The organism is Hydrogenophaga palleronii (assembly GCF_031457455.1).
GTDB classification, from domain to species: Bacteria; Pseudomonadota; Gammaproteobacteria; order Burkholderiales; family Burkholderiaceae_C; genus Hydrogenophaga; species Hydrogenophaga palleronii_A.
The window spans coordinates 397888-419956 of sequence record NZ_JAVDWU010000002.1; the positions used below are offsets into that span (position 1 = coordinate 397888).

General features: G+C 62.6%; 19 protein-coding genes. 11 read left to right on the forward strand and 8 right to left on the reverse strand.

Going from position 1 to position 22069, the window contains the following annotated elements:
* Positions 1 to 2211 (forward strand): 3'-5' exonuclease, encoded by a 2211-nt coding sequence (locus J2W49_RS06430; RefSeq protein ID WP_310313143.1) that lies wholly within the window; start codon positions 1 to 3, stop codon positions 2209 to 2211.
* Positions 2212 to 2226: 15 nt separating this feature from the next.
* Here the strand turns inward: J2W49_RS06430 and J2W49_RS06435 are convergent, their stop codons facing one another.
* Positions 2227 to 3720 carry a putative nucleotidyltransferase substrate binding domain-containing protein gene (locus J2W49_RS06435; RefSeq protein ID WP_310313144.1) on the reverse strand — a complete coding sequence of 498 codons (1494 nt, stop codon included), beginning with the start codon at positions 3718 to 3720 and terminating at the stop codon, positions 2227 to 2229.
* Positions 3721 to 3893: 173 nt separating this feature from the next.
* Here J2W49_RS06435 and J2W49_RS06440 point away from each other — a divergent pair, with 173 nt between their 5' ends.
* The 9 genes from J2W49_RS06440 to dnaB all read left to right on the forward strand — a co-directional run bounded on the left by J2W49_RS06440 (position 3894) and on the right by dnaB (position 10579).
* Positions 3894 to 4190, forward strand: coding sequence for a hypothetical protein (locus J2W49_RS06440; protein WP_310313146.1), 297 nt, complete (start codon positions 3894 to 3896; stop codon positions 4188 to 4190).
* 47 nt (positions 4191 to 4237) lie between these two features.
* Positions 4238 to 4762, forward strand: a complete 525-nt coding sequence (locus J2W49_RS06445) for a tetratricopeptide repeat protein (protein ID WP_310313148.1) — start codon at positions 4238 to 4240, stop codon at positions 4760 to 4762.
* Positions 4763 to 4910: 148 nt separating this feature from the next.
* On the forward strand, positions 4911 to 5171 hold the full coding sequence (locus tag J2W49_RS06450) for a DUF4212 domain-containing protein (RefSeq protein WP_310313150.1): 261 nt from the start codon (positions 4911 to 4913) through the stop codon (positions 5169 to 5171).
* A gap of 4 nt (positions 5172 to 5175) precedes the next feature.
* Positions 5176 to 7293 carry a sodium:solute symporter family protein gene (locus J2W49_RS06455; protein WP_310313153.1) on the forward strand — a complete coding sequence of 706 codons (2118 nt, stop codon included), beginning with the start codon at positions 5176 to 5178 and terminating at the stop codon, positions 7291 to 7293.
* A gap of 198 nt (positions 7294 to 7491) precedes the next feature.
* Positions 7492 to 7866, forward strand: coding sequence for a 30S ribosomal protein S6 (rpsF, locus tag J2W49_RS06460; protein ID WP_310313156.1), 375 nt, complete (start codon positions 7492 to 7494; stop codon positions 7864 to 7866).
* Positions 7867 to 7891: 25 nt separating this feature from the next.
* On the forward strand, positions 7892 to 8179 hold the full coding sequence (gene priB, locus J2W49_RS06465; RefSeq protein WP_310313159.1) for a primosomal replication protein N: 288 nt from the start codon (positions 7892 to 7894) through the stop codon (positions 8177 to 8179).
* Positions 8180 to 8190: 11 nt separating this feature from the next.
* Positions 8191 to 8472, forward strand: coding sequence for a 30S ribosomal protein S18 (gene rpsR / locus J2W49_RS06470; RefSeq protein WP_068166407.1), 282 nt, complete (start codon positions 8191 to 8193; stop codon positions 8470 to 8472).
* A gap of 13 nt (positions 8473 to 8485) precedes the next feature.
* Complete coding sequence (rplI, locus tag J2W49_RS06475) at positions 8486 to 8938, forward strand: 50S ribosomal protein L9 (RefSeq protein WP_310313162.1); 453 nt, start codon at positions 8486 to 8488, stop codon at positions 8936 to 8938.
* A gap of 216 nt (positions 8939 to 9154) precedes the next feature.
* Complete coding sequence (gene dnaB, locus J2W49_RS06480) at positions 9155 to 10579, forward strand: replicative DNA helicase (RefSeq protein ID WP_310313165.1); 1425 nt, start codon at positions 9155 to 9157, stop codon at positions 10577 to 10579.
* 24 nt (positions 10580 to 10603) lie between these two features.
* Here dnaB and J2W49_RS06485 read toward each other — a convergent pair whose 3' ends face one another.
* The 7 genes from J2W49_RS06485 to dapC form a co-directional block, all read right to left on the reverse strand.
* Complete coding sequence (locus J2W49_RS06485; RefSeq protein WP_310313168.1) at positions 10604 to 10852, reverse strand: GlsB/YeaQ/YmgE family stress response membrane protein; 249 nt, start codon at positions 10850 to 10852, stop codon at positions 10604 to 10606.
* Between the two features lie 80 nt (positions 10853 to 10932).
* On the reverse strand, positions 10933 to 12939 hold the full coding sequence (locus J2W49_RS06490) for an ABC-F family ATP-binding cassette domain-containing protein (protein ID WP_310313171.1): 2007 nt from the start codon (positions 12937 to 12939) through the stop codon (positions 10933 to 10935).
* Between the two features lie 115 nt (positions 12940 to 13054).
* Positions 13055 to 13921 (reverse strand): 50S ribosomal protein L3 N(5)-glutamine methyltransferase, encoded by an 867-nt coding sequence (gene prmB / locus J2W49_RS06495; RefSeq protein ID WP_310313174.1) that lies wholly within the window; start codon positions 13919 to 13921, stop codon positions 13055 to 13057.
* 6 nt (positions 13922 to 13927) lie between these two features.
* Positions 13928 to 15100 carry a succinyl-diaminopimelate desuccinylase gene (dapE, locus tag J2W49_RS06500; RefSeq protein WP_310313177.1) on the reverse strand — a complete coding sequence of 391 codons (1173 nt, stop codon included), beginning with the start codon at positions 15098 to 15100 and terminating at the stop codon, positions 13928 to 13930.
* Positions 15100 to 16260, reverse strand: coding sequence for a PilT/PilU family type 4a pilus ATPase (locus J2W49_RS06505; protein WP_310313180.1), 1161 nt, complete (start codon positions 16258 to 16260; stop codon positions 15100 to 15102). Before J2W49_RS06505 ends, dapE begins: the two co-directional genes overlap by 1 nt.
* Before the next feature lie 42 nt (positions 16261 to 16302).
* A complete protein-coding gene (gene dapD, locus J2W49_RS06510; protein ID WP_310313183.1) occupies positions 16303 to 17127 on the reverse strand; it encodes a 2,3,4,5-tetrahydropyridine-2,6-dicarboxylate N-succinyltransferase in 825 nt (274 codons plus the stop codon).
* A 37-nt stretch (positions 17128 to 17164) separates the two neighbouring features.
* Complete coding sequence (gene dapC, locus J2W49_RS06515) at positions 17165 to 18388, reverse strand: succinyldiaminopimelate transaminase (protein WP_310313186.1); 1224 nt, start codon at positions 18386 to 18388, stop codon at positions 17165 to 17167.
* A 151-nt stretch (positions 18389 to 18539) separates the two neighbouring features.
* On the opposite strand from dapC, the gene smc reads away from it, so the two are divergent.
* Positions 18540 to 22058: a chromosome segregation protein SMC gene (gene smc / locus J2W49_RS06520; protein WP_310313189.1), complete on the forward strand. Its 3519-nt coding sequence runs from the start codon at positions 18540 to 18542 to the stop codon at positions 22056 to 22058.
* Positions 22059 to 22069 lie beyond the last annotated feature (11 nt).

Sequence of the window (22069 nt, forward strand, 5' to 3'; positions counted from 1 at the left end):
GTGAACCGTCGTCCGCTGGACCGGCGGCTGCTGTGGGGCAGCGCCCTGATGGTGGTGGCTCTCGTGGCGTGGCTGCTGGCCACTGCGGGCCTGCTGTGGTCCACGCTGACCGCCAGCCAGCGCGGACTGCTTTCACAAGTCTGGGGTGAGTGGGGCTTTTCGGCGATGGCCCTGATGGTGATGATGGGCCTGGTCTTCGTCGGACTATGCGGTTTTGCGCTCCATGCGCTGATGCAGCATTTCCTGGCGCCGGCCGCCCAGCTGGCCGAAGAAAGCGGCGCGGTGGCGCGGGCGGATGTGGCACGCGGGCTGCCGGAGCGGGGCAGCACCGAGAACCGGGCGCTGGCGCGGGTGATCAATCTGTTGGTTGAGCAGCGCGGCAAGCTGCGGCGCGACATGGACGAGCGCGTGAAAGAGGCGAGCCAGAACATCGAGCTGGAAAAGAGCCGTCTGGCGGCGCTCATGTCGGAACTCACGCAAAGCGTGGTCGTGTGCAATCTGGATGGGCGCGTCATTCTGTACAACAACCGGGCACGCTTCCAGTTTCGCGCCTTGTCTTCCACACCCGTGGTCGCCGGAGGGGCCGAGCTGATCGGTCTGGGGCGCTCCATTTACAGTGTGTTCGATCGCAAGCTGGTGACGCACGCGCTGGAAAACATTCAGCAGCGCATGCTGCGGGGTGCGGATCAGCCATCGGCACAGTTCGTCACCAGCACCGCTGCAGGGCAATTGCTGCGTGTGCAGATGGCGCCGGTGCGTTCCATGCAGGCACAAGTCGCGGAGTCCCCCGCCGACCGGGCCGAGCTGACTGGTTTTGTCCTGATGCTGGAGAACATCACCCAGGACTATGAGTCAGACTCCGCGCGAGACCAGGTTCTGCATGCGCTGACCGAAGGCAGTCGGTCGGCCCTGGCCAACATGCAGGCCGCTGTGGACATGCTGGATTTCCCCGATCTGGACACCGCCACCCGTGAGCGATTCCTTCGGGTGATTCGAGAGGAAACGCAAATGCTCACCCGCCGCATCGCGGACGCGGAAGCCGGTGCCTTCGCCCACATCAAAAGCCGCTGGCCACTCGAGGACATGCTGGGCACCGACCTGCTGCAGGCGGCCCTTCGGCGCATCGAGACGGTGACGGGCCTGCAGGCCTCGACGATCGAGGTGGATGGGTCGCTGTGGCTCAAGGTGGAGAGCTTCTCGCTGCTGCAGGCATTGGTCTACCTGTCGGGGCGGCTGGCAGACGAGTTTTCGGTGCGGTTCGTGCAACTGCGCTTGAGTGCTGCCACTGCCAGCCCTGGCAAGGGGCAGCTCGATCTCATCTGGTCTGGAGGGGCGATGAGCACGGAGACCGTCATGAGCTGGGAGATGGACGGCATGAGAGTCGGGTCTGAAGCGACCCGCCTTTCGGTGCGCGATGTGGTGGAGCGACACGGGGGTGCCTTCTGGTTTGAGCGTGAGCGGGTACGCAATCAGGCGTTCTTCCGATTCCTGCTGCCCCTGGCCAACCCGCAGGAACAGCTGGACGTGGCCACCATTGTGCGCAACCAGGGGCGGCCGGAGTACTACGACTTTGATCTGTTCCAGACCTCTGAATTCACGCGCTCACTGGACGACCACAAGCTGACGGAACTGGTCTATACCGTGTTTGACACCGAGACCACCGGCCTGAATCCCCTTGAGGGTGACGAGATCATTCAGGTGGGCGCCACGCGCATCGTGAACGGCAAGCTGTTGCGGCAGGAGTGCTTCGATCAGCTCGTCGACCCACGGCGAAACATCCCGGCCGCCTCCATCCCCATCCACGGCATCCGACCAGAGATGGTGAAGGGCCAGCCCACCATCGATGTGGTGTTGCCCGCGTTCTACACCTTTGCGCACGACACGGTTCTGGTGGCACACAACGCGGCCTTCGACATGCGGTTTCTGCAGATCAAGGAGCGCCAGACCGGCGTGATCTTCGATCAGCCGGTGCTGGACACACTGCTGCTCTCGGCCCTCATCCACCCGCAGCAGGACTCCCACCGCCTGGAAGCGATTGCCGAACGCTTGAACGTCACCGTCATCGGACGCCACACCGCCATTGGCGATGCCATGGTCACAGCCGAGGTCTTCCTGAAGCTGATCCCCTTGCTGGCGGAGAAGGGCATTCACACGCTGGGACAGGCCCGCGAAGCGGCGCAGCGGACGTTCTACGCACGATTGAAGTATTGACGCCCGTGGCGGGCGTCAGAACCTATACCGCTGACCCAACACGCTCTGCATCGACTGCACCACGGTGAATGCGTCCTTGAGCAGGGTGCGTTCGAAGTTGGAGATCTCTTCCAGTCGCAGGTGATTGTCCGGGGGCTGGCCGGCACTGATCTGGCGGGTCTGGTGCTGGATGCGCATGAAGGCCAGAAACTCCAGGGCGTCGCGCAGATCCCTGGCGCTTTGTTCGCCGATGGCGGCACCGGGCACGCTGTTGGCGAGGCGGTCGTGGGTATTGACGGCTTCGTCGCCGCTGGAGAGTGCGTGGACACGCGCCAGGTCGACGATGGGCACGATGCCACCGTGCTTGAGATCGATCGTGCCCTTGTGCTCTCCACTGCGGATGAGCGATATGCGGTTGAACACATTCAACGGGGGAAAGTGGGTGAGTGCGTTGCCCACCATGTGTGCCAGGAAAAGGGTGTTGCCCTTGGTGCGTTGCAACACATCCTGGCGCAACTGGTCGAGCAGTTCTGATCGACCGTAGATGGCCCTCAGGTCGAAAAACACGCACGTCAGCATCAGCGCCTTGGGATCGGGTTGTCCGGTCCAGCGGGCGAAATACTCGGACCATCGGCGCATCGGCTGGCGCCACGCGTCGGTCATTGCCATCATCTCGCCGGGGCAGTAGATGTAGCCACAGGCGTCCAGCCCGTCGCAGACGAATTGCGACAGGGCCTTGAAGTAAGCCCCATGTGTGTTTTCGTCGAAGCTGTCGTCCAGCACCATGCAGTTGTCCTGATCCGACTTGGCCGACTGCTCATTGCGGGCCTGAGAGCCTGCTGCCACCCAGACATAGTCCACCGGGGCAGGGCCCAGTTGGGCCTCACCCAGTTGCAGCAGCCGACTGGTGATGGCGTCGGTGATGGCGGTGATGATATGGCCGGTGCTGTAGGCAGACGCACCGGCGGCAGCGAGACTTTGCTGGAGCGCCTTGACCTTGGTGCTCGCACGCTGCAGGCCCTCCACCGAAGATTGCTTGTAGATGTCACCCGCCAGAAAAACGGCCGAGGTGCTGTGTTGCTCGGTCAGGTCGGTGGCGGTGATCATGCCGACGACATGCTGACCATCGAGCACTGGCACGTGGTGGATGTTGTGGCGAGCCATCAGCAGCAGTGCGCTGAATGCCGGGTCATCCACGCCAACGGACAGCGGCGCCAGCGTGGCAATGTCCAGGATCGGGCGCGATGTGTCGAGGCCTGCAGCGATCACACGGTTGCGCAGATCCCGATCGGTGATCAACCCGAAGAGCAGGCCTTGCTCGACGATGAGGATGGATGAAACCCGCTGCTCGCTCATCACCTGCGCTGCCTCGCGGATGGTGGTTTGGGGCGGCAGCGAAATGGGCGCCCGCTTCACAAGCGCCCTGACCGGCGTGGTCATGAGCGTGAGCGCCGGATCGTTTGTCGGCCCCGCAACTTCGCTGGGTGGCGTGGCGGGCGAAGAGGAGGGGTCGAGAAGGTGACTGGACATCGGGACGATGAAATCGGGCACTCGAAAGGGTGCTTCATCCTAACGCTTGTGCCCAGTTTGGACTGAGGGTAAATCCTGAGAGGGTTTGACCTGTGTCAGCGCCGAGTTGGGACAATTTGTAAGAACACGGTAAGGTGCGAATTCAGAATGACACACATTCTTGTGAGGGCTGCATGCTCTTTTTCATTTCATCGGTCAAGTTGATTGCCGAAATCGCACTGCTGGCGCTGTTTGGTCAGTGGGTACTGGGTTTGCTTGCCGGGCAGCGCAAGAACGAAAACCTGTTCTACCAGTTGCTGCAACAAGTGGGAAAACCCTTTGTGCAACTGGCGAGACTGATCACACCAAAGTTCGTGCTTGAACGCCACCATCCCCTGGTGGCGTTTCTTGTTCTGGGCTTCGTCTGGATCGCCGTCACCTTTGCCAAGATCAATCACTGTCTCAAGATCGGAGTGGCATTGTGTCAATAGGTCGCTCCCTTCATCGGCGATTCCTCCAGCTCCAGGTTCGCGCCCTGGTGCTGTTAGGGCAACGGCAGCGTGCCCTGGACAAAGTGGACGAATTGCTCGACCTCAATGCTGCAGACCCGCATGCACTTGCCACCCGCGCCCATCTTCTGGCCGAACTGGGCGACAAGGCCGGGGCGCAGCAGAACCTGAAACGGCTGGTGGCGACGCAGCCCGAGCAGCCTGCGGCGTGGTTCAACCTGGGCTACCTTTGCGAAGAAATGGGTCAACTGGAGGAGGCCGAAGCGGCCTTTCGGCGCGCGACCGAACTGGACCCCAAACTCGACCGGGCCTGGTACGGCCTGGGTCTGAGTCTCATCCGCCAGCGCCGCTTCGAAGAAGCCGTTGAAGCCCTGCGCAAGAACACCGAACTGCAACCCATGAGTCCTTACGGCTGGTACCAACTGGCCCGGGTTCATGTAGACCGGCAAGAACCCGACGAGGCGGCGAAGATCATTCGCCACCTCAGAAAGTTCGAGCCCAAAGTGGCGGCACAACTGGAGCGCGAAACCGGTCTGGGGCATTCCCAGGCCTGAGGTCGCGCTGCCGCTGCGCAGCCATCAAAAGGGGGAGCCGGCGCAAGCAGGTTCCCGAGAAACGCGGACGGGTTGCAAGGCTGCCCGGGGGACATTGGCAGCGTCCGTGGCTTGCCCGAAAGGGTGTGTTTGATTGGAGGTCGATCGCATGGAACTGACTGACAAGCACCGCCGCTACTGGCGGAAAAACCTGAACATCACAGCCATACTGCTCGCCATATGGTTTGTGGTGACGTTCGTCGTGAGCTATTTCGCCCGTGAGCTGAGCTTCAACTTCTTTGGTTGGCCGTTCAGTTTCTGGATGGGTGCCCAGGGCGCCTTGGTGGTGTACTGCGTGATCATTGGGTACTACGCCTGGTACATGAACAAACTCGACATCGAACACGGTGTCGAAGAGACCGAGGAATAACACCATGGCAGGCATGTTCGAAACCAAAGCCGGCATGAGCGCGGGCGATTCCAATCGCGCGTTCAAACAACAACTCAACAAGGTCTACAAGTGGTACACGGGGGGCTTCTTCGTCTTCGTGATCGTGCTTGCAATCCTTGAGCAGATGGGTCTTTCCCGCGAGTGGATCGGCTTCATCTTCCTGCTTGCCACCATTGGCCTGTATGCCGGCATCGGCATCATGAGCCGCACCACCGACGCGGCCGAGTACTACGTGGCGGGGCGGCGGGTCCCGGCGGTCTACAACGGCATGGCCACGGGCGCGGACTGGATGTCAGCCGCGTCGTTCATCGGTATGGCGGGTACCCTCTACCTGACTGGCTACAGCGGCCTGGCTTTCATCATGGGCTGGACCGGCGGCTACTGTCTGGTGGCGCTGTTCCTGGCGCCTTACCTGCGCAAGTTCGGCCAGTTCACCATTCCCGACTTCCTGGGTGAGCGCTATGGTGGCAACCTGCCGCGTTTCATCGGCATCTTTGCCGCCATTCTGTGTTCGTTCACCTATGTGGTGGCGCAGATCTACGGCGTGGGCCTGATCACTTCGCGCCTGACCGGCGTGGCGTTCGAACTCGGGGTGTTCCTGGGCCTGGGCGGCATTCTGGTGTGCTCGTTCCTGGGCGGCATGCGCGCGGTGACCTGGACACAGGTGGCGCAGTACATCATCCTGATCGTGGCCTACATGATTCCGGTGGTGTGGCTGTCGGTGAAGCAGACCAGCGTGCCGGTGCCTCAGGCCATCTACGGTTTCCAGCTGGAGAAGGTGTCGGCCAAGGAAAAGCTGCTGACTGAAGATCCCAAGGAGCTGGAGGTGCGCGGCATCTTCAAGGCGCGTTCCGATGCGCTGGCCGAAAAGCTCAAGGACCCGGCGGCTGCACTGGTGGCGGACAAGGCCGCTGCTGAAGCCAAGCTGACCGAACTGCGTGCCGCCAATGCGCCATCCAGCGACGTCGCTGCGGCGGAAAAGGCGATCGCAGACCTGCCCAAGGACGAAGCGGCAGCCAAAGCCGCCTGGACCCGGGCAAAGACAGCCGCAGACAACAAAGCGAAACCGCTCAATGGCATGCCGCCTCACGCGCAACAGTTCTCTGGCAACCCGAACGGTGATGCAGCGGCTGTGGAAGCCTACGACACATCGCGACGCAACTTCCTGGCGCTGATCTTCTGCCTGATGATCGGTACCGCTGCGCTGCCTCACATCCTGATGCGCTACTACACGGTGCCCAGCGTGAAGGAGGCTCGGCAGTCGGTGACCTGGTCGTTGTTCTTCATCTTTCTGCTGTACTTCACTGCCCCAGCGCTGGCCGTGTTGGTGAAATACGAGGTGTTCCATGTCCTGGTGGGCACGCCATTCGATCAGTTGCCATCATGGGTGGCGTCGTGGAACAAGGTGGATCCTTCGCTGATGTCGATCACCGACATCAACAAGGACGGCATCCTGCAGCTCAACGAGATGACGATCGGTGGTGACATCATCGTGCTGGCCACTGCTGAAATTGGTGGGTTGCCCTATGTGATCTCGGGCCTGGTGGCTGCTGGTGGCCTTGCTGCGGCACTGTCTACCGCCGACGGCCTGTTGCTCACGATTGCCAACGCGCTGTCGCATGACCTGTACTACAAGATGATCGACCCCAATGCTTCCACCGCCCGTCGCGTCACCATCTCCAAGATGTTGCTGCTGATCGTGGCATTGTGTGCGGCCTACGTGGCGGCGCAGAAACCGGCGGACATTCTGTTCCTGGTGTCGGCGGCGTTCTCGTTCGCGGCGGCGGCGTTCTTCCCGGCGCTGGTGCTCGGTATCTTCTGGAAGCGTGCTACCGGGATCGCGGCATCACTTGGCATGATTGCCGGTTTGGGCATCACCTTCTACTACATGGCAACGACGCAAGTGTGGATGCGCGGCTTGTTCGGTGTGACCTCGCCTATCGAGCTGTGGTGGGGCATTCAGCCGATCTCGGCAGGTCTCTTTGGCGTGCCGGTGGGTTTTGCCGTGATCATCCTGGTGAGCCTGATCACACCGGCGCCCAGCCGCAAGATCCAGGAACTGGTGGAGCACGTCCGTTACCCCAGTCTGCGGTCTGCCTGACAGCTGAAACCGCTTTTCAGCCCCGAGCTGACCGACACCTCGGTGCCGGTCAGCTCCCCCCGACCCGGCCAGTTTTGCGACTGGCCGGGTTTTTTGCTAGAATCGCGGGCTTGCCTTGCTGCACCCCAAACGACGCTGGGGGTAGCTTTCATCCAGTCTCGCCGCTGAAGTCGGTGGGCGAATCCACAAGGAGAGTCTATGCGTCACTATGAAATCGTTTTGCTGATCCACCCGGATCAAAGCGAACAGGTTCCGGCCATGCTGGAACGCTACAAGGGCATGATCACCGCTGGTGGCGGTCAGATCCATCGCGTTGAAGACTGGGGTCGCCGTCAACTGGCCTACCAGATCAACAAGCTGTCCAAGGCCCACTACCTCTGCGTCAACATCGAGGCCGATCAGGCCGTGATGGCCGAACTCGAGCACGCCTTCAGGTTCAACGACGCCGTGCTGCGCCACCTGACCGTTCTGCGCAAGAAGGCCGAAACCGGTCCTTCGTCCATGATGAAGTCGGTCGAGCGCGAAGAAGCCCGCAAGTCCCAGCAACAACCGCAGGAACAGGCCGCAGCTTGATGCTGCTGCGTGACACCGTCAGCGGGTGAACCAACTCCAGTTGTCCGCCGTTGTGGTGCAGGTGCAGAGCATGCGCTACACCCCGGCAGGCATACCGGCCGTCAATCTGGTGCTTGAACACGAGTCCCAGATCGTCGAGATGGATACCCCGCGGCAGGTGAAGCTGCAACTGAAGGCCATTGCCTTCGGTGCGCAGGCCGAAGTGTTGTCCCGCCAGGGGCTTGACGCGGTTTGTGAGTTTCACGGCTTCATGGCGAGTGCACGCAACGGCAAAGGCGTTGTGTTCCATATCCAAGATTTCAGCAAAACATAGGAAGGCCCATCATGGCTGCACCCAAACGTTTCAACAAAGACAAGCGCCCCAAGCGCAACACCCAGTCGCTGCTGTTCAAGCGCAAGCGCTTCTGCCGCTTCACCGTGGCCAATGTCGAAGAAGTCGACTACAAGGACGTGGACGTCCTGCGTGACTTCATCGCCGAAAACGGCAAGATCATTCCCGCACGCCTGACCGGCACGCGTGCCTTCTACCAGCGCCAGGTCAACACCGCCATCAAGCGTGCACGCTTCTTGGCCATGCTGCCCTACAGCGACCAGCACCGCGTCTGAAAGAGAGCCTGACATGCAAATCATTCTGCTCGACAAAGTTGTCAACCTCGGCTCGCTCGGCGATGTGGTCAAGGTCAAGGACGGCTACGCCCGCAACTTCCTGATCCCCTCCGGCCGCGCCCGCCGCGCCACGCAAGGCGCCATCGCCGAGTTCGAAGCACGCCGCGCCGAACTCGAAAAAGTGGCCGCCGCCAAACTGGCCGAGGCGCAAGCCCTGGGCGAAAAGCTGGCCGCCGCGACGGTCAAGCTGTCGCAAAAGGCTGGTGTGGACGGCCGCCTGTTCGGCTCCGTCACCAACCATGATGTGTCCGAAGAGCTCAACAAGCAGGGCTTCAAGGTCGCCAAGTCGCAAGTGCGCATGCCCAACGGTCCCCTCAAGAACGTGGGCGACTACACGGTGAGCGTGAACCTGCACACCGACGTGACGGTTGAAGTGGCTGTGACCGTGCTCGGCGAGTCGGCCTGATCCTTTTTGCTGGCGCCTACAGGTGCCGCACCAAAAGCCGCCACCCCAAAAGGGTGGCGGCTTTTTTTCTTGAGTGGGTGGATCGTGCATCAGACCGCTGGTCGCCTGGCCGTTGTTCCCACCCCGTCCACCGAGACTGCACCGGTTGTCCACAGGGTTGTCCCATGACTTCCGGCGCCTCAGCGCGTACCATCGTCGACTGACCAAAGAGAGCCCATGTCCGCCGTTTTTTCCAGTCCGTTTCCGCCTTTTGACTCGGGTCTTGATGACCCTTCGCTGGGTGATCGCCAGATCGCCCAATTGCGTGTCCCTCCCCATTCGATCGAGGCCGAGTCCAGTGTGCTGGGCGGTCTGCTGCTCGACAACGGCGCCTGGGACCGTGTGGCCGATCTGGTCAACGACTCTGATTTCTACCGGTACGAGCACCGACTGGCCTACTCAGCCATTGCTGCCCTGGTCAACGCCAGCAAACCCGCTGACGTGGTCACGGTCTTTGAACACTTGCAGAACCTGGGCAAAGCCGAAGAAGCGGGCGGACTGGCCTACCTCAACTCGCTGGCTCAGTACGTGCCCAGCGCCGCCAATATCCGCCGCTACGCCGAGATCGTGCGCGAACGCGCCATTCTGCGCAAGCTGGTAGCGGCCAGCGATGAAATCGCCACGGCAGCCTTCAATACCCAGGGCCGCCCGGTAGACAAGATCCTGGACGAAGCCGAGCAGAAGATCTTCCACATCGGGGAAGAGGGTTCGCGCATGAAAGAGGGTTTTCAGGGCATGGACACGCTGGTTGTCGACCTGCTCGACCGTGTGCAGGAGATGGCTGACAACCCGAACGACATCACCGGCGTGCCCACTGGGTTCATCGATCTCGATCGAATGACCTCCGGCTTGCAGGCCGGTGACCTCGTGGTGCTGGCCGCACGCCCTTCCATGGGAAAGACCGCATTTGCCATCAACATTGCAGAGCACGTGGCGCTGAACGAAGGGTTGCCGGTCGCTGTGTTCTCGATGGAAATGGGTGCTTCCCAGCTGGCGGTGCGTATCGTCGGTTCGATCGGGCGCATCAACCAGAGCCATTTGCGCAATGGCAAGCTGACCGATGACGAATGGCCGCGCCTGACCGAGGCGATCGAGAAATTGCGCAATGTGTCCTTGCACATCGATGAAACCCCAGGCCTGACACCCAGTGTGCTGCGCGCGAATGCCCGGCGCCTTTCACGCCAGTGCGGCAAGCTGGGCCTGATCGTGGTTGACTACCTGCAGCTCATGAGCGGCAGTGGCTCGGATGGTGACAACCGGGCCTCTGAACTCGGTGAAATTTCCCGAGGCCTGAAAATGCTGGCCAAAGAGCTGCAGTGCCCGGTGATTGCGCTCTCGCAGCTCAACCGCAGCGTGGAAACCCGAACCGACAAGCGACCCATGATGAGCGACCTCCGCGAATCCGGCGCCATTGAGCAGGACGCGGACATCATCATGTTCATCTACCGCGACGAGTACTACACCAAGGATGCGTGCAAGGAGCCCGGTGTAGCGGAGATCATCATCGGCAAGCAGCGTAACGGCCCCACCGGAACAGTGAAGCTGGCCTTCCTGAACATGCTCACCCGCTTCGAAAGCCTGGCCGGCGGCAACGACTACTGAAGCATCGGGGCGGCCAGCCGTTGGCTATTTTTTCTTGACCATTCCATAGATGACCAGTAGCAGGATGGCCCCAAGTACCGAGGCCACAAACCCTGCTGGTTGGCCAGGCTGGTACAGGCCCAGTGCGGCGCCCAGGTAACTGGCGACGAACGAACCGGCCACGCCCAGCAAGGCGGTCATGATCCAGCCCATGCCGTCATCACCAGGTTTGAGAGCTCGCGCAATGAAACCTGCAATCAGGCCAATGAACAGGGTGCCGAGAATGGACATCATGTGGTGCTTCCTTGGTTTGCAAAGGGGGCAGGCGCCCGATTGACGATCCGCTCAGGATACCGCAGCACCGTGTCAATCCATCAGAAGCGGCCCAATTCCTCAATGGCCTCGTGCAATTCGAGCCAACGTGCTTCGAGCGTGTCGGTTTCATCGCTCAAGGCCTTTAGGCGGCGCCCCATGTCTGCCATATCGCCTTGACTGATGGGTTGCGCCATGGCCGCTTCCAGGTCGGCCTTCTCCTGCGCCAGTTGGGTCATGCGCTTTTCGTTTTGATCAAGTTCCTTCTTCAAAGGCTTGGTCTTTTCGGCCAGTTGCTGGCGCCGCTGGGCGTCTGCGCGCTTCTGTTCAGGCGTTCTGCCGGGCTGCGTGGGCTTTTTGCTTGGTGCCGGGGCCGGTGCCTCGGCAGGCGCCGCAGCGCGCTGTGCGCCGCGCTGTTCCTGGCGCTGCGCTTCTCGCGACTGTTTGGCCATGTCGAGCAGGTAGCGCTGGTAGTCGTCCAGGTCGCCGTCGAACGGTTCGATACCACCGCGCGACACCAGCCAGAATTCGTCGCACACCGCGCGCAGCAGGGCGCGGTCGTGGCTCACCAGCATCACGGTGCCTTCGAACTCGTTGAGGGCCACCGACAGGGCCTCGCGGGTGGCCAGGTCCAGGTGGTTGGTGGGTTCGTCCAGCAGCAGCAGGTTGGGGCGCTGCCAGACGATCATGCACAGCACCAGCCTCGCTTTTTCGCCGCCGCTCATGCTACCCACCGACTGCTTGACCTGGTCGCCCGTGAAGTTGAAGTTGCCGAGGAAGCTGCGCAGGTCCTGCTCGCGGGTGGGCTGGCCGCTCAGGCGTCCCTCTGCCGTGCACTCGCGAACCAGGCGGATCATGTGTTCCAGCGGCGTGTCGGCCGGCCGCAGCACGTCCAGTTCCTGCTGGGCGAAATAGCCGATATTGAGGCCCTTGCCTTCGGTGATCTGCCCGGCAAGCGGGTGCAGGTCGCGGGCGATGGTCTTGACCACAGTGGACTTGCCTTGCCCGTTGGCACCGAGAATGCCGATGCGCTGGCCCGCCAGTACCGAGCGGCTGATGTTGCGCACGATGACGGTGGGTTCACTGCCTTCGTCGGGTGGTGGGTAGCCGAAGCTGGCATCGCTCATGGCCAGCATCGGATTGGGCAGGTTCTGTGGCTCGGCAAATTCGAAGGTGAACTCGGCATCGGCGAGCACCGGCCCGATCTTCTCCATGCGCTCCAGCGCCTTGACACGGCTTTGCGCCTGCTTGGCCTTGCTGGCTTTGGCCTTGAAACGATCGATGAATTTCTGCAGGTGGGCCATCTTTTCCTGCTGCTTGGCAAAGGCCGATTGCTGCAAGGCCATCTGTTCAGCCCGCATGTCTTCAAAGCGGCTGTAGTTGCCGCCGTAGCGCGTCAGTTGGGCATTGTGAATATGCACCGTGACATTGGTGACGGCATCCAGAAATTCGCGGTCGTGGCTGATCACGAGCATCGTACCTTCATAGCGCTTGAGCCAGGCTTCCAGCCAGACCAGGGCATCCAGATCCAGGTGGTTGGTCGGTTCGTCGAGCAGCAGGAGCTCGCTGGGGCACATGAGCGCCCGCGCCAGCTGCAGGCGCATGCGCCAGCCACCGGAAAAGCTGTTCACGGGGCGTTCGAGCTCGTCGGTACGAAAACCGAGTCCAAGAATCAGTGCCTGTGCGCGGGCCGGCGCATCGTGGGCACCGGCATCGTGCAGGGCCATGTAGGCGTGGGCCATGCGTTCACCATCGCCGCTTTCTTCCGAGGCGGTCACTTCCTGTTGTGCCGCGAGCAAGGTCACGTCGCCTTCGATCACGAACTGTGTGGCCGTCTGGTCGGTCTCCGGCATGTCCTGGGCCACCTGGGCCATGCGCCATTGTGGTGGCACGTAGAAGTCGCCCTTGTCTTCGTGAAGGGTGTGGTTGAGCAGGCCGAACAGGCTGGACTTGCCCGCGCCGTTTCGACCGACCAGGCCGACTTTTTCGCCCGGGTTGATCACGCAGGAGGCGCCATCGAGCAGGACCTTCACACCGCGGCGAAGAACAACATTTTTGAGGGTGATCATGACAAAGGGAAAGCAATAGGGAGTTGGCCGCGTCCTCGCGGCGCAGGGCGGTGCCGGTCAAGAAATGGCGGGTTGGCCCGAAATCATTGGACGGTGCTGCGCTGAAGCCACAAGGTCATGGCCGCAGGTCGTCCCGGGTGAGCAGCAGCACCTGGTCGTCGCCAGCACTGGTGCTGAGCCAGATGGCCTCCAGCCGAGGAAAGGCGGCCTCAAAATGCGTACGCTCATGACCGATTTCCAGCACGAGCACACCATTGGGGCTCATGCGGGTCGGCGCGTCTGCCAGCAGATGTCGCACGAAATCCATGCCGTCTTCGCCGCCGGCCAGCGCGAGCGCTGGTTCAGCTCGGAACTCGGCTGGGAGCGACTTCATGCTCTGCGTATTGACGTAGGGTGGGTTGCAGATGATCAGGTCGTATGGCCCGGGGCATTCAGACAGCCCGTCGGACAGCACCAGCTGAATGCGGTCTTCCATGTGGTGCCTTTCGACATTGATGCGCGCGACTTCCAAGGCATCGGGCGAGAGGTCGGCGCCGGTCACAAGCACTTCAGGCCAGGCCATGGCCGCCAGCACGGCCAGGCTGCCGTTGCCCGTGCACAGGTCAAGCACTGATTGCGTGTGCGCGCCCAGGAAGGGGTCGATGCCGCCGTCGGCGATCAGCTCGGCGATGAAGCTTCGAGGAACAATGGCACGCTCATCCACATAGAACGGCAGGCCCTGCAGCCAGGCCTCGCGTGTGAGGTAGGCCGTCGGCTTTCGGGATTCGATACGCTTCTTGATCAGCGCTTCGGTGGCCTGTGTCGCTTCGGGGCTCACCGTCAGGTCGGCATGCTCATCGAGATCGGTGTCGAGCGGCAGCCCCAGTTGCCAGAGCACCAGCCACGCGGCTTCATCGTGCGCGTTGTCTGTGCCGTGGCCGTAGGACAAGCGGGCTTCGTCAAGCTGCGCATGCGCCCACGAAATGAGATCTTTCAGGATCATGGGCATTCAGCGCCGGTCATCGGTACCGGCAGCCAGATTCTCCAGCGTGCGTCGGTAGATGTTCTTCAAGGGCTCGATGTCGGCCAGTGCCACGTGTTCATCGATCTTGTGGATCGTGGCATTCGGCGGACCCACTTCAATAACCTGAGGGCAGACCTGCGCGATGAAGCGCCCATCGCTGGTACCACCGGTGGTGGAAAGCTGGGTGCTGATGCCGGTCTCGAGTTCGATGGCCAGGCGCACCGCGTCCACCAGATCGCCCGGGGGGGTCAAAAAGGGCAGGCCGCCCACCGTCCATTGCAGGTCGTAGTCGACCTCGGCCTTCAGACCATGCCGGTGAAGCGCGGCGGCGGTGCGCTGCTGCAAGTCGTCGGGTGTGGATTCGGTGCAGAAGCGGAAGTTGAAATCGATCACCATCGTGCCCGGGATCACGTTGCTGGCCCCGGTGCCCCCATGGATGTTGCTCACCTGCCAGCTGGTGGGCGGAAAGAAATCGTTTCCCCGGTCCCACTCCGTGGCGGTGAGTTCAGCGAGCGCGGGTGCGACCATGTGAATGGGGTTACGCGCCAGATGGGGGTAGGCGATGTGCCCCTGCACACCCTTGACCGTGAGCTTGCCACTCATGGTGCCGCGCCGCCCGTTCTTGATCATGTCGCCGGTGCGTTCCACCGAGGTGGGTTCGCCCACGATGCACCAGTCCAGGCGCTCGCGGCGCTTCTGCAATTCGCGGCAAACCACCACTGTGCCATCCAGCGCAGGACCTTCTTCGTCACTGGTGAGCAGGAAGGCGATGTCGATGGGAGGGTGGGCGTTCTGTGCAATGAACTCTTCACAGGCGACCACCATGGCCGCCAGCGAGGTTTTCATGTCGCTGGACCCTCTGCCATACAGCTTCCCGTCGCGGTGCGATGGGGTGAAGGGTGGGCTGCTCCACTGGTCTTGCGGGCCTGTGGGCACCACGTCGGTATGTCCAGCAAAAACCAGGGTGGGGTTTTTGCCCTGGCCCAGGCGCGCCCACAGGTTGGTCACCCGGAACTCGGGTGGGCCGCTTTCGATGGTTTCGCAGTTGAAGCCCAGCGCGGACAGGCGCTCGCCGATCACGGCCTGACAGCCCTCGTCCTGCGGTGTGACGGAAGGTCGTGAGATGAGTTGTTCGGTCAGTCGCAGGGTGGCGGTCATCAGAATTTGACGTCGAGCGTGAACTCGGTAAAGGTCGCGCTGTCGCTGTGCTCTTCTTCGGTGGGCGTGGCGGACAGATTGGACTTGCTGGCGTTGAAGTCGTTTTGCAGGCGCCACATCAGGTTGTTGGGCGAGTCGGCGTGGGCGAGGCCCTCATTGCGAGCGATCACGCCGTCATTCACCAGGCGGGCGATGTCCTGTTCGAAGCTCTGCGAACCTTCGGCCAGGGACTTCTCCATGGCCTCGCGCACGCCGGAGAAGTCGGCCTTCTGGATCAGATCGGCAATCAATGCGGTGTTGAGCATGACCTCCATGGCCGGCACGCGGCCGCCGGTGTGGGTGCGCAACAGGCGCTGGGACACCACTGACCGCAGGGCGGCGGCGAGGTCGCCCAGCATGGTGGGGCGCACCTCGACAGGGTAGAAGCTCAAGATGCGGTTGAGGGCTTGGTAGCTGTTGTTGGCGTGCATGGTGGCCAGGCAGAGGTGGCCAGACTGAGCGTAGGCAATCGCAGCCGACATGGTTTCCCGGTCGCGGATCTCACCAATCAGGATCACGTCGGGTGCCTGCCGGAGGGCGTTCTTGAGTGCAACCTGCAAGGACGCGGTGTCGGAGCCGACCTCGCGCTGGTTCACCACCGACTTCTTGTTGCGGTACATGTACTCGATCGGGTCCTCCACCGTGAGGATGTGCCCGGTCGCCCGCTCGTTGCGGTGATCGATCATGGCGGCCAGCGTCGTGCTTTTGCCGGCGCCCGTGGCGCCCACCATCAACACCAGACCGCGCTTCTCCATGACCAGTTCGGCGAGCACCGGCGCGACGTTGAGCGAATCGAGCGAAGGGATTTCACTGGGCACAAAACGCATCACCACGGCGTAGTTGTTGCGCTGGCGGAAGGCGCTGACCCGGAAGTTGCCCACACCATCCAGCGGCACGGCCATGTTGAGTTCGCCGGTTTCCTGCAACTCTTCAATGCGGGTGGGCGGGACGATTTCGGCCAGCAGATTGCGGGGTGCTTCCGGCGGCAGCACTTGGCTGTTGATGGGGATGGTCTGTCCGTTGATCTTGATCATCGCCGGCGCGTGCGCCGACAGATAGACGTCGGACGCCTTCTTCTCAGCCATCAGGCGCAGGATGCGCTCCATCGTTCCGCTGCTCATGTGTTGCCTTTCAGGAAACTGGAAAACGGTCTGTCTTTATCTTTAGGGACGCAGGAGATCGTTCAGGCTGGTCTTGGCACGGGTCTGGGCGTCGACGCGTTTGACGATGATCGCAGCATACAGGCTGTACTTGCCGCCGTCCTTGGGCAGGCTGCCGCTGATGACGACCGAACCCGCCGGAATCCGGCCGTAGCTGATTTCGCCGGTGGCGCGGTCGTAGATCGGTGTGCTCTGTCCGATGTACACACCCATGGAGATCACCGAGTTTTCTTCCACGATCACGCCTTCGACCACCTCGGAGCGCGCGCCGATGAAGCAGTTGTCCTCAATGATGGTGGGGTTGGCCTGAAGGGGTTCCAGCACACCACCCAGGCCGACGCCGCCAGAGAGGTGCACGTTCTTGCCCACCTGGGCGCATGAACCCACGGTGGCCCACGTGTCCACCATGGAGCCTTCATCCACATAGGCGCCAATGTTCACGTAGCTGGGCATCAGGATGGCCCCTTTGCCGATGAAACTGCCGCGGCGCGCAACCGCAGGCGGCACCACCCGCACGCCAGTGGCCTTCATTTCAGCGTCGGACAGGTGGGCGAACTTGGTGGAGACTTTGTCGTAGAAGGCGAGGTCGCCACTGCGCATGATCTCGTTGTCCTTCAGGCGGAACGACAGCAGCACCGCCTTCTTCACCCACTGGTGCACCGTCCACTGACCCACCGCTTCCCGTGTGGCCACGCGCAGCTTGCCCGAGTTGAGTTCGGCGATGACGTGTTCCACGGCGTCCATGACCTCCTTGGGTGCCGTGGCTGGAGAGAGCTCGGCCCGGTTGTCCCAGGCGTTGTCGATCAGTGATTGCAGTTGTTGAGTCATAAGGCTTGTAGAAAGTAAAAAAGTCGACCTGTGCGTCTCAGGCGTTGCGGGTGACGAATTCGGCGATGCGGCGGGCGGCCTCCAGGCATTCCGCGGTTTCGGCCACCAGGGCCATGCGAACGCGCCCCTTGCCCGGGTTGACACCACCAAATTCACGGGCCAGGTAGCTGCCGGGCAGAACCGTGACATTGTATTGAGCCAACAGGGCCTGCGAAAAGGCCTCGTCCGCGCTCAGTCCAGGCACCCGGTGTTCAAACGATGCGGGTACGCCGGCCCAGAGATAGAAAGAAGCGTCCGGCAGCGCTACGTCCAGCACCTCCGCCAGCACCGGCGTGACCTGCGCAAACTTGTCCCGGTACTGGCGACGGTTGTCTTCCACATGGGTTTCGTCGGCCCACGCAGCGGCGCTGGCGGCCTGGACGGCGGGGCACATGGCGCCACCGTGGTAGGTGCGGTACAGCAGAAAGGGCTTGATGAGCGCCGCGTCGCCAGCCACAAAGCCACTGCGCAGGCCGGGCACGTTGCTGCGCTTGGACAGGCTGGTGAAACACATCAGGCGCTGGAAGTCGGTGCGTCCGAGCAGTTTGGCTGCTTCCAGCCCACCCAGCGGGGGTTCGTCGCGGAAATAGATTTCGCTGTAACACTCGTCGGACGCGATCACGAAGCCATGGCGGTCGCTGAGTTCAAACAGCGTGCGCCATTCGTCCAGGGGCATTACGGCGCCCGCCGGATTGCCTGGTGAACACACGAACAGCAACAGCGTTCGCGCCCAGACAGCTTCTGGAACGCTGGCCCAGTCGGCCGCGAAATTGCGCTTCGGGTCGCTCGCCACATAGTGCGGCTGCGCACCGCCCAGCAGCGCCGCACCTTCGTAGATTTGATAGAACGGATTGGGAAACACCACCGTGGCGCCGGGTTGTGAGGGGTCCAGCACGGTCTGGGCAAAGGCGAACAGGGCTTCGCGCGAGCCGTTCACCGGCAGCACCTGTGTCGACGGATCCACACTCACGCCGTAGCGTCGCATCAGCCAGCGGGCGCAGGCCTGTTTCAGGGCAGGCGTTCCTGCGGTGGCGGGGTAGTTGCTCAGGCCGTTGTCCAGCGCAGCGGACAGCGATTGTTTGAGGAATTCAGGTGCCGCGTGCTTGGGCTCGCCAATGCCCAGGCTGATGGGTTCGAACGCAGGGTTGGGCGTGACGCCCTCAAAAAGTTTGCGCAGACGCTCAAAAGGATAGGGCTGGAGGCGGGAGAGAAGCGGATTCATCCCGCAATTATCCGTGGGGCGGGCCTGACGCGCGGCAATCCTCACGCCGGGGTATCGAAGTGTGTACTTTCAGCCTGCTGTCGCGGGGTATCATTTCCCCGCTGTGCCTGCTCCGGTGGGTGCTTCCCCTCTTTTCGAATCCAAGCAGCCCGTGCGTCTCAACTCCATCAAGCTCTCAGGCTTCAAGTCTTTCGCCGAACCCACCAACTTCATGCTGCCGGGCCAACTGGTGGGCGTGGTGGGGCCCAATGGCTGCGGCAAGTCCAACATCATGGACGCGGTGCGCTGGGTGCTGGGCGAGTCCAAGGCCAGCGAACTGCGTGGTGAGTCCATGCAGGACGTGATTTTCAACGGCACCAACACCCGCAAGCCGGCCAGCCGCTCCAGCGTGGAGCTGGTGTTTGACAACAGCGACCACCGGGCCGGCGGGCAATGGGGACAGTTTGGCGAAATCGCGGTCAAGCGCGTGCTCACGCGCGATGGCACCAGCAGCTACTACATCAACAACCAGCCGGTGCGCCGCCGCGACGTGCAGGACGTGTTTCTGGGCACCGGGCTGGGACCGCGCGCCTACGCCATCATCGGTCAGGGCACGATCAGCCGCATCATCGAGAGCAAGCCCGAAGAACTGCGGCTGTTCCTGGAAGAGGCCGCGGGTGTTTCCAAATACAAGGAACGCCGCCGCGAAACGGCCCACCGTCTGGCCGACACGCGCGAGAACCTCACCCGGGTCGAAGACATCCTTCGGGAGCTCAACGCCAACCTGGACAAGCTGGAAAAGCAGGCCGAGGTGGCGGCGAAGTACAACCAGCTGCAAGCCAGTGTCACGCTCAAGCAGCACCAGCTGTGGTTTCTGAAGCGCAGCGAAGCCGAGGCCGATCAGGTGAAGGTGAAGACCGACGCGGCCCAGGCGGTCAACGACCTGGAGGCCCGCACCGCCGATCTGCGGCGCATCGAATCCGAATTGGAAACCATCCGCCAGGCGCACTACGCAGCGGGTGATCAGGTCAATCAGGCACAGGGCCGGCTGTATGAAGCCAGTGCCGAGGTGGGTAAGCTTGAAGCCGAGATCCGCTTCGTGGTGGAGGGGCGCACCCGGGTGGAACAGCGCCTGGTGCAATTGAAGGAGCAGATCGCCTCCTGGTCCACGCGAAGCGAAGATGCTGCTGTGGAGCTGGAGCAACTGGCGGAAAGCATGGTCGTGGCGGAAGACCAGTCGGTCGTGCTGGCGGCGCAGGGCGAAGAACAATCGGGTGCCCTGCCTGCGCTGGAAGACAGCCTGCGCCAGGCCCAGGCCCGTGCCAACGAGCAGCGTGCCAGCGTCTCGCAGGTGCAGCAGCAGATTCAGGTGCTGGCTGCGGAGCAGCGCAATATCGAAGAACAGAGCCGTTCGCTCAACCAGCGTCGTGAAAAGCTGATCGCAGATCGGAGTGCGCTCGCCGCGCCCGACGAGGCAAGGGTGCTGGAGGCACAAAGCCAGCTCGCCAGTGCGCAGGAAGCGGCCGACCTGAACGACGCCGTGCTGCACGAGCTGCAGGACAGCGTGCCCCAGCTGGACGAAGCGCGGCGGGCCGCGCAGCAAGCGGTGAACCAGGAATCCGCCAGGCAGGCCGATTTTTCGGCGCGCATGGAGGCGCTCAAGGCGCTGCAGGAGAAGGTCAAGACCGACGGCAAACTGAAGCCCTGGCTGGCCAAGCACGGGCTCGACAGCCTGCAGGGCCTGTGGAGCCGCATTCACATCGAGACCGGCTGGGAAAACGCCCTCGAAGCCGCGCTGCGCGAACGCCTGGGGGCCCTTGAAGTCTCGCGCCTGGACATGGTGCGGGCTTTCGGCGCCGACGCACCACCAGCCAAGCTGGCGTTCTACAGCCCGCCCGCGGGCGGTGCTGCGCCGGGGTCCACCACAGGGCTCAAGCCGCTGGCCGCCTGGCTGCGCCTGAACGATGCGGGCCAGCAGGCCCTGCTGGGCGAGTGGCTGCACGGTTGCCTGACTGCGCCCAGCCTGGAAGAAGCGATGGCGCAGCGCGACCAGTTGCAGCCCGGTGAAGTGATCTTTGTCGCCAGCGGTCACGCGGTCACGGCGCACAGCGTGAGCTTTTACGCGCCCGACAGCGAGCAGGCCGGCTTGCTGGCGCGTGCGCAGGAAATCGAAAACATCGAGAAGCAGCTCAAGGCCCAGGTGCTGATCAATGAGCAGGCACGTGCCGGCCTGGTTCGCGCAGAGGCCGCCTACACCGATGCCTCGCAGCGGCTGGTGAGTGCCCGGCGTGAAGCCGCCGAATCGCGCAGCCGGGCCCACGAACTGCAGGTCGAGGCCCTGCGCCTGACGCAACTGGCCGAGCAGACCCGAGCACGCAGCGAGCAGATCAACGCCGACCTGGCCGAGGTGGACGCGCAACTCGACGAACTGCAGGAGCGGCGCGTGACCGCTGAAGCGCGTTTTGAAGAGCTCGACATGCAACTGGCAGACAGTCAGGAGCGGCACGCCCAGTTGGACGATACGGTCATCGCAGCCGAACGCGCTTTGAATCAGGCGCGTGAACAGCAGCGCTCCCTGGAACGCACCGCACAAGAGGCCACTTTCGCTCTGCGCAGCCTCCAGGCGCGCCAGGCGGAATTGCAGCGCTCCCTGGAGACCGCTGCCTCGCAGGAAAAATCGCTGGCCGATGAGGAGCAGCGCGCCACCGAAGAGCTCGGTCGCCTCAACGACGCTGCGGCGCAGGCCGGGCTGCAGAACGCGTTGGCCACGAAGCTCGAGCGCGAGCAGGCGCTGGGCGCGTTGCGCAGCCAGTACGACGACCTCACCTCGAAGCTGCGAGCCAGCGACGAACGACGCCTTCAGCTCGAACGCGAACTGGAGCCCCTGCGCACCCGCATCACTGATTTCCAGCTCAAGGAGCAGGCCGCCCGGCTGGGTGTGGAGCAGTACAGCCAGTTGCTGGAAGAAGCCCAGGCGGACCTGGCCGCCGTGGCCCAGAGTGTTCAGGAAGGCAATGTGCGCCTGGCCGGCATGCAGGGTGAGATCGACCGCATCCACCGCGACATTCAGGCACTGGGTGCCGTGAACCTGGCCGCGCTGGATGAACTCACGGCGGCGAGCGAGCGCAAGGTGTTCCTGGATGCGCAGTGTGCCGACCTCAACGAGGCCATGACCACGCTGGAAGACGCCATCAAGAAGATCGACAACGAAACCCGGGATTTGCTGGGCAGCACGTTCGCCACGGTCAACACGCACTTCGGCAGGATGTTCCCCGAGCTGTTCGGCGGTGGCAACGCCAGACTGGTGATGACGGGCGAGGAGATTCTGGATGCCGGCGTGCAGGTGATGGCCCAGCCGCCGGGCAAAAAGAACCAGACCATTCACTTGCTCTCGGGTGGTGAAAAGGCGCTGACCGCCATCGCCCTGGTCTTCGCCATCTTCCAGCTCAACCCCGCCCCCTTCTGTCTGCTGGACGAGGTGGACGCACCGCTGGATGACGCCAACACCGAACGCTATGCGAAACTGGTGACCGCGATGTCGAAGGAGACGCAGTTCCTGTTCATCAGCCACAACAAGATCGCCATGGAGATGGCCGAACAACTGATTGGCGTGACCATGCAGGAGCAGGGCGTTTCGCGCATCGTGGCGGTGGACATGGAGTCCGCCGCTGGCATGCTGGAATCCACCTGAGCACGGGTCGA

Coding starts and splice junctions, on each gene's coding strand:
- J2W49_RS06435 (WP_310313144.1), bottom strand. CDS start 3,720: ATGTCCAGTCACCTTCTCGACCCCTCCTCTTCGCCCGCCACGCCACCC.
- J2W49_RS06440 (WP_310313146.1), top strand. CDS start 3,894: ATGCTCTTTTTCATTTCATCGGTCAAGTTGATTGCCGAAATCGCACTG.
- J2W49_RS06450 (WP_310313150.1), top strand. CDS start 4,911: ATGGAACTGACTGACAAGCACCGCCGCTACTGGCGGAAAAACCTGAAC.
- J2W49_RS06455 (WP_310313153.1), top strand. CDS start 5,176: ATGGCAGGCATGTTCGAAACCAAAGCCGGCATGAGCGCGGGCGATTCC.
- rpsF (WP_310313156.1), top strand. CDS start 7,492: ATGCGTCACTATGAAATCGTTTTGCTGATCCACCCGGATCAAAGCGAA.
- rpsR (WP_068166407.1), top strand. CDS start 8,191: ATGGCTGCACCCAAACGTTTCAACAAAGACAAGCGCCCCAAGCGCAAC.
- rplI (WP_310313162.1), top strand. CDS start 8,486: ATGCAAATCATTCTGCTCGACAAAGTTGTCAACCTCGGCTCGCTCGGC.
- dnaB (WP_310313165.1), top strand. CDS start 9,155: ATGTCCGCCGTTTTTTCCAGTCCGTTTCCGCCTTTTGACTCGGGTCTT.
- J2W49_RS06485 (WP_310313168.1), bottom strand. CDS start 10,852: ATGATGTCCATTCTCGGCACCCTGTTCATTGGCCTGATTGCAGGTTTC.
- J2W49_RS06490 (WP_310313171.1), bottom strand. CDS start 12,939: ATGATCACCCTCAAAAATGTTGTTCTTCGCCGCGGTGTGAAGGTCCTG.
- prmB (WP_310313174.1), bottom strand. CDS start 13,921: ATGATCCTGAAAGATCTCATTTCGTGGGCGCATGCGCAGCTTGACGAA.
- dapE (WP_310313177.1), bottom strand. CDS start 15,100: ATGACCGCCACCCTGCGACTGACCGAACAACTCATCTCACGACCTTCC.
- J2W49_RS06505 (WP_310313180.1), bottom strand. CDS start 16,260: ATGAGCAGCGGAACGATGGAGCGCATCCTGCGCCTGATGGCTGAGAAG.
- dapD (WP_310313183.1), bottom strand. CDS start 17,127: ATGACTCAACAACTGCAATCACTGATCGACAACGCCTGGGACAACCGG.
- dapC (WP_310313186.1), bottom strand. CDS start 18,388: ATGAATCCGCTTCTCTCCCGCCTCCAGCCCTATCCTTTTGAGCGTCTG.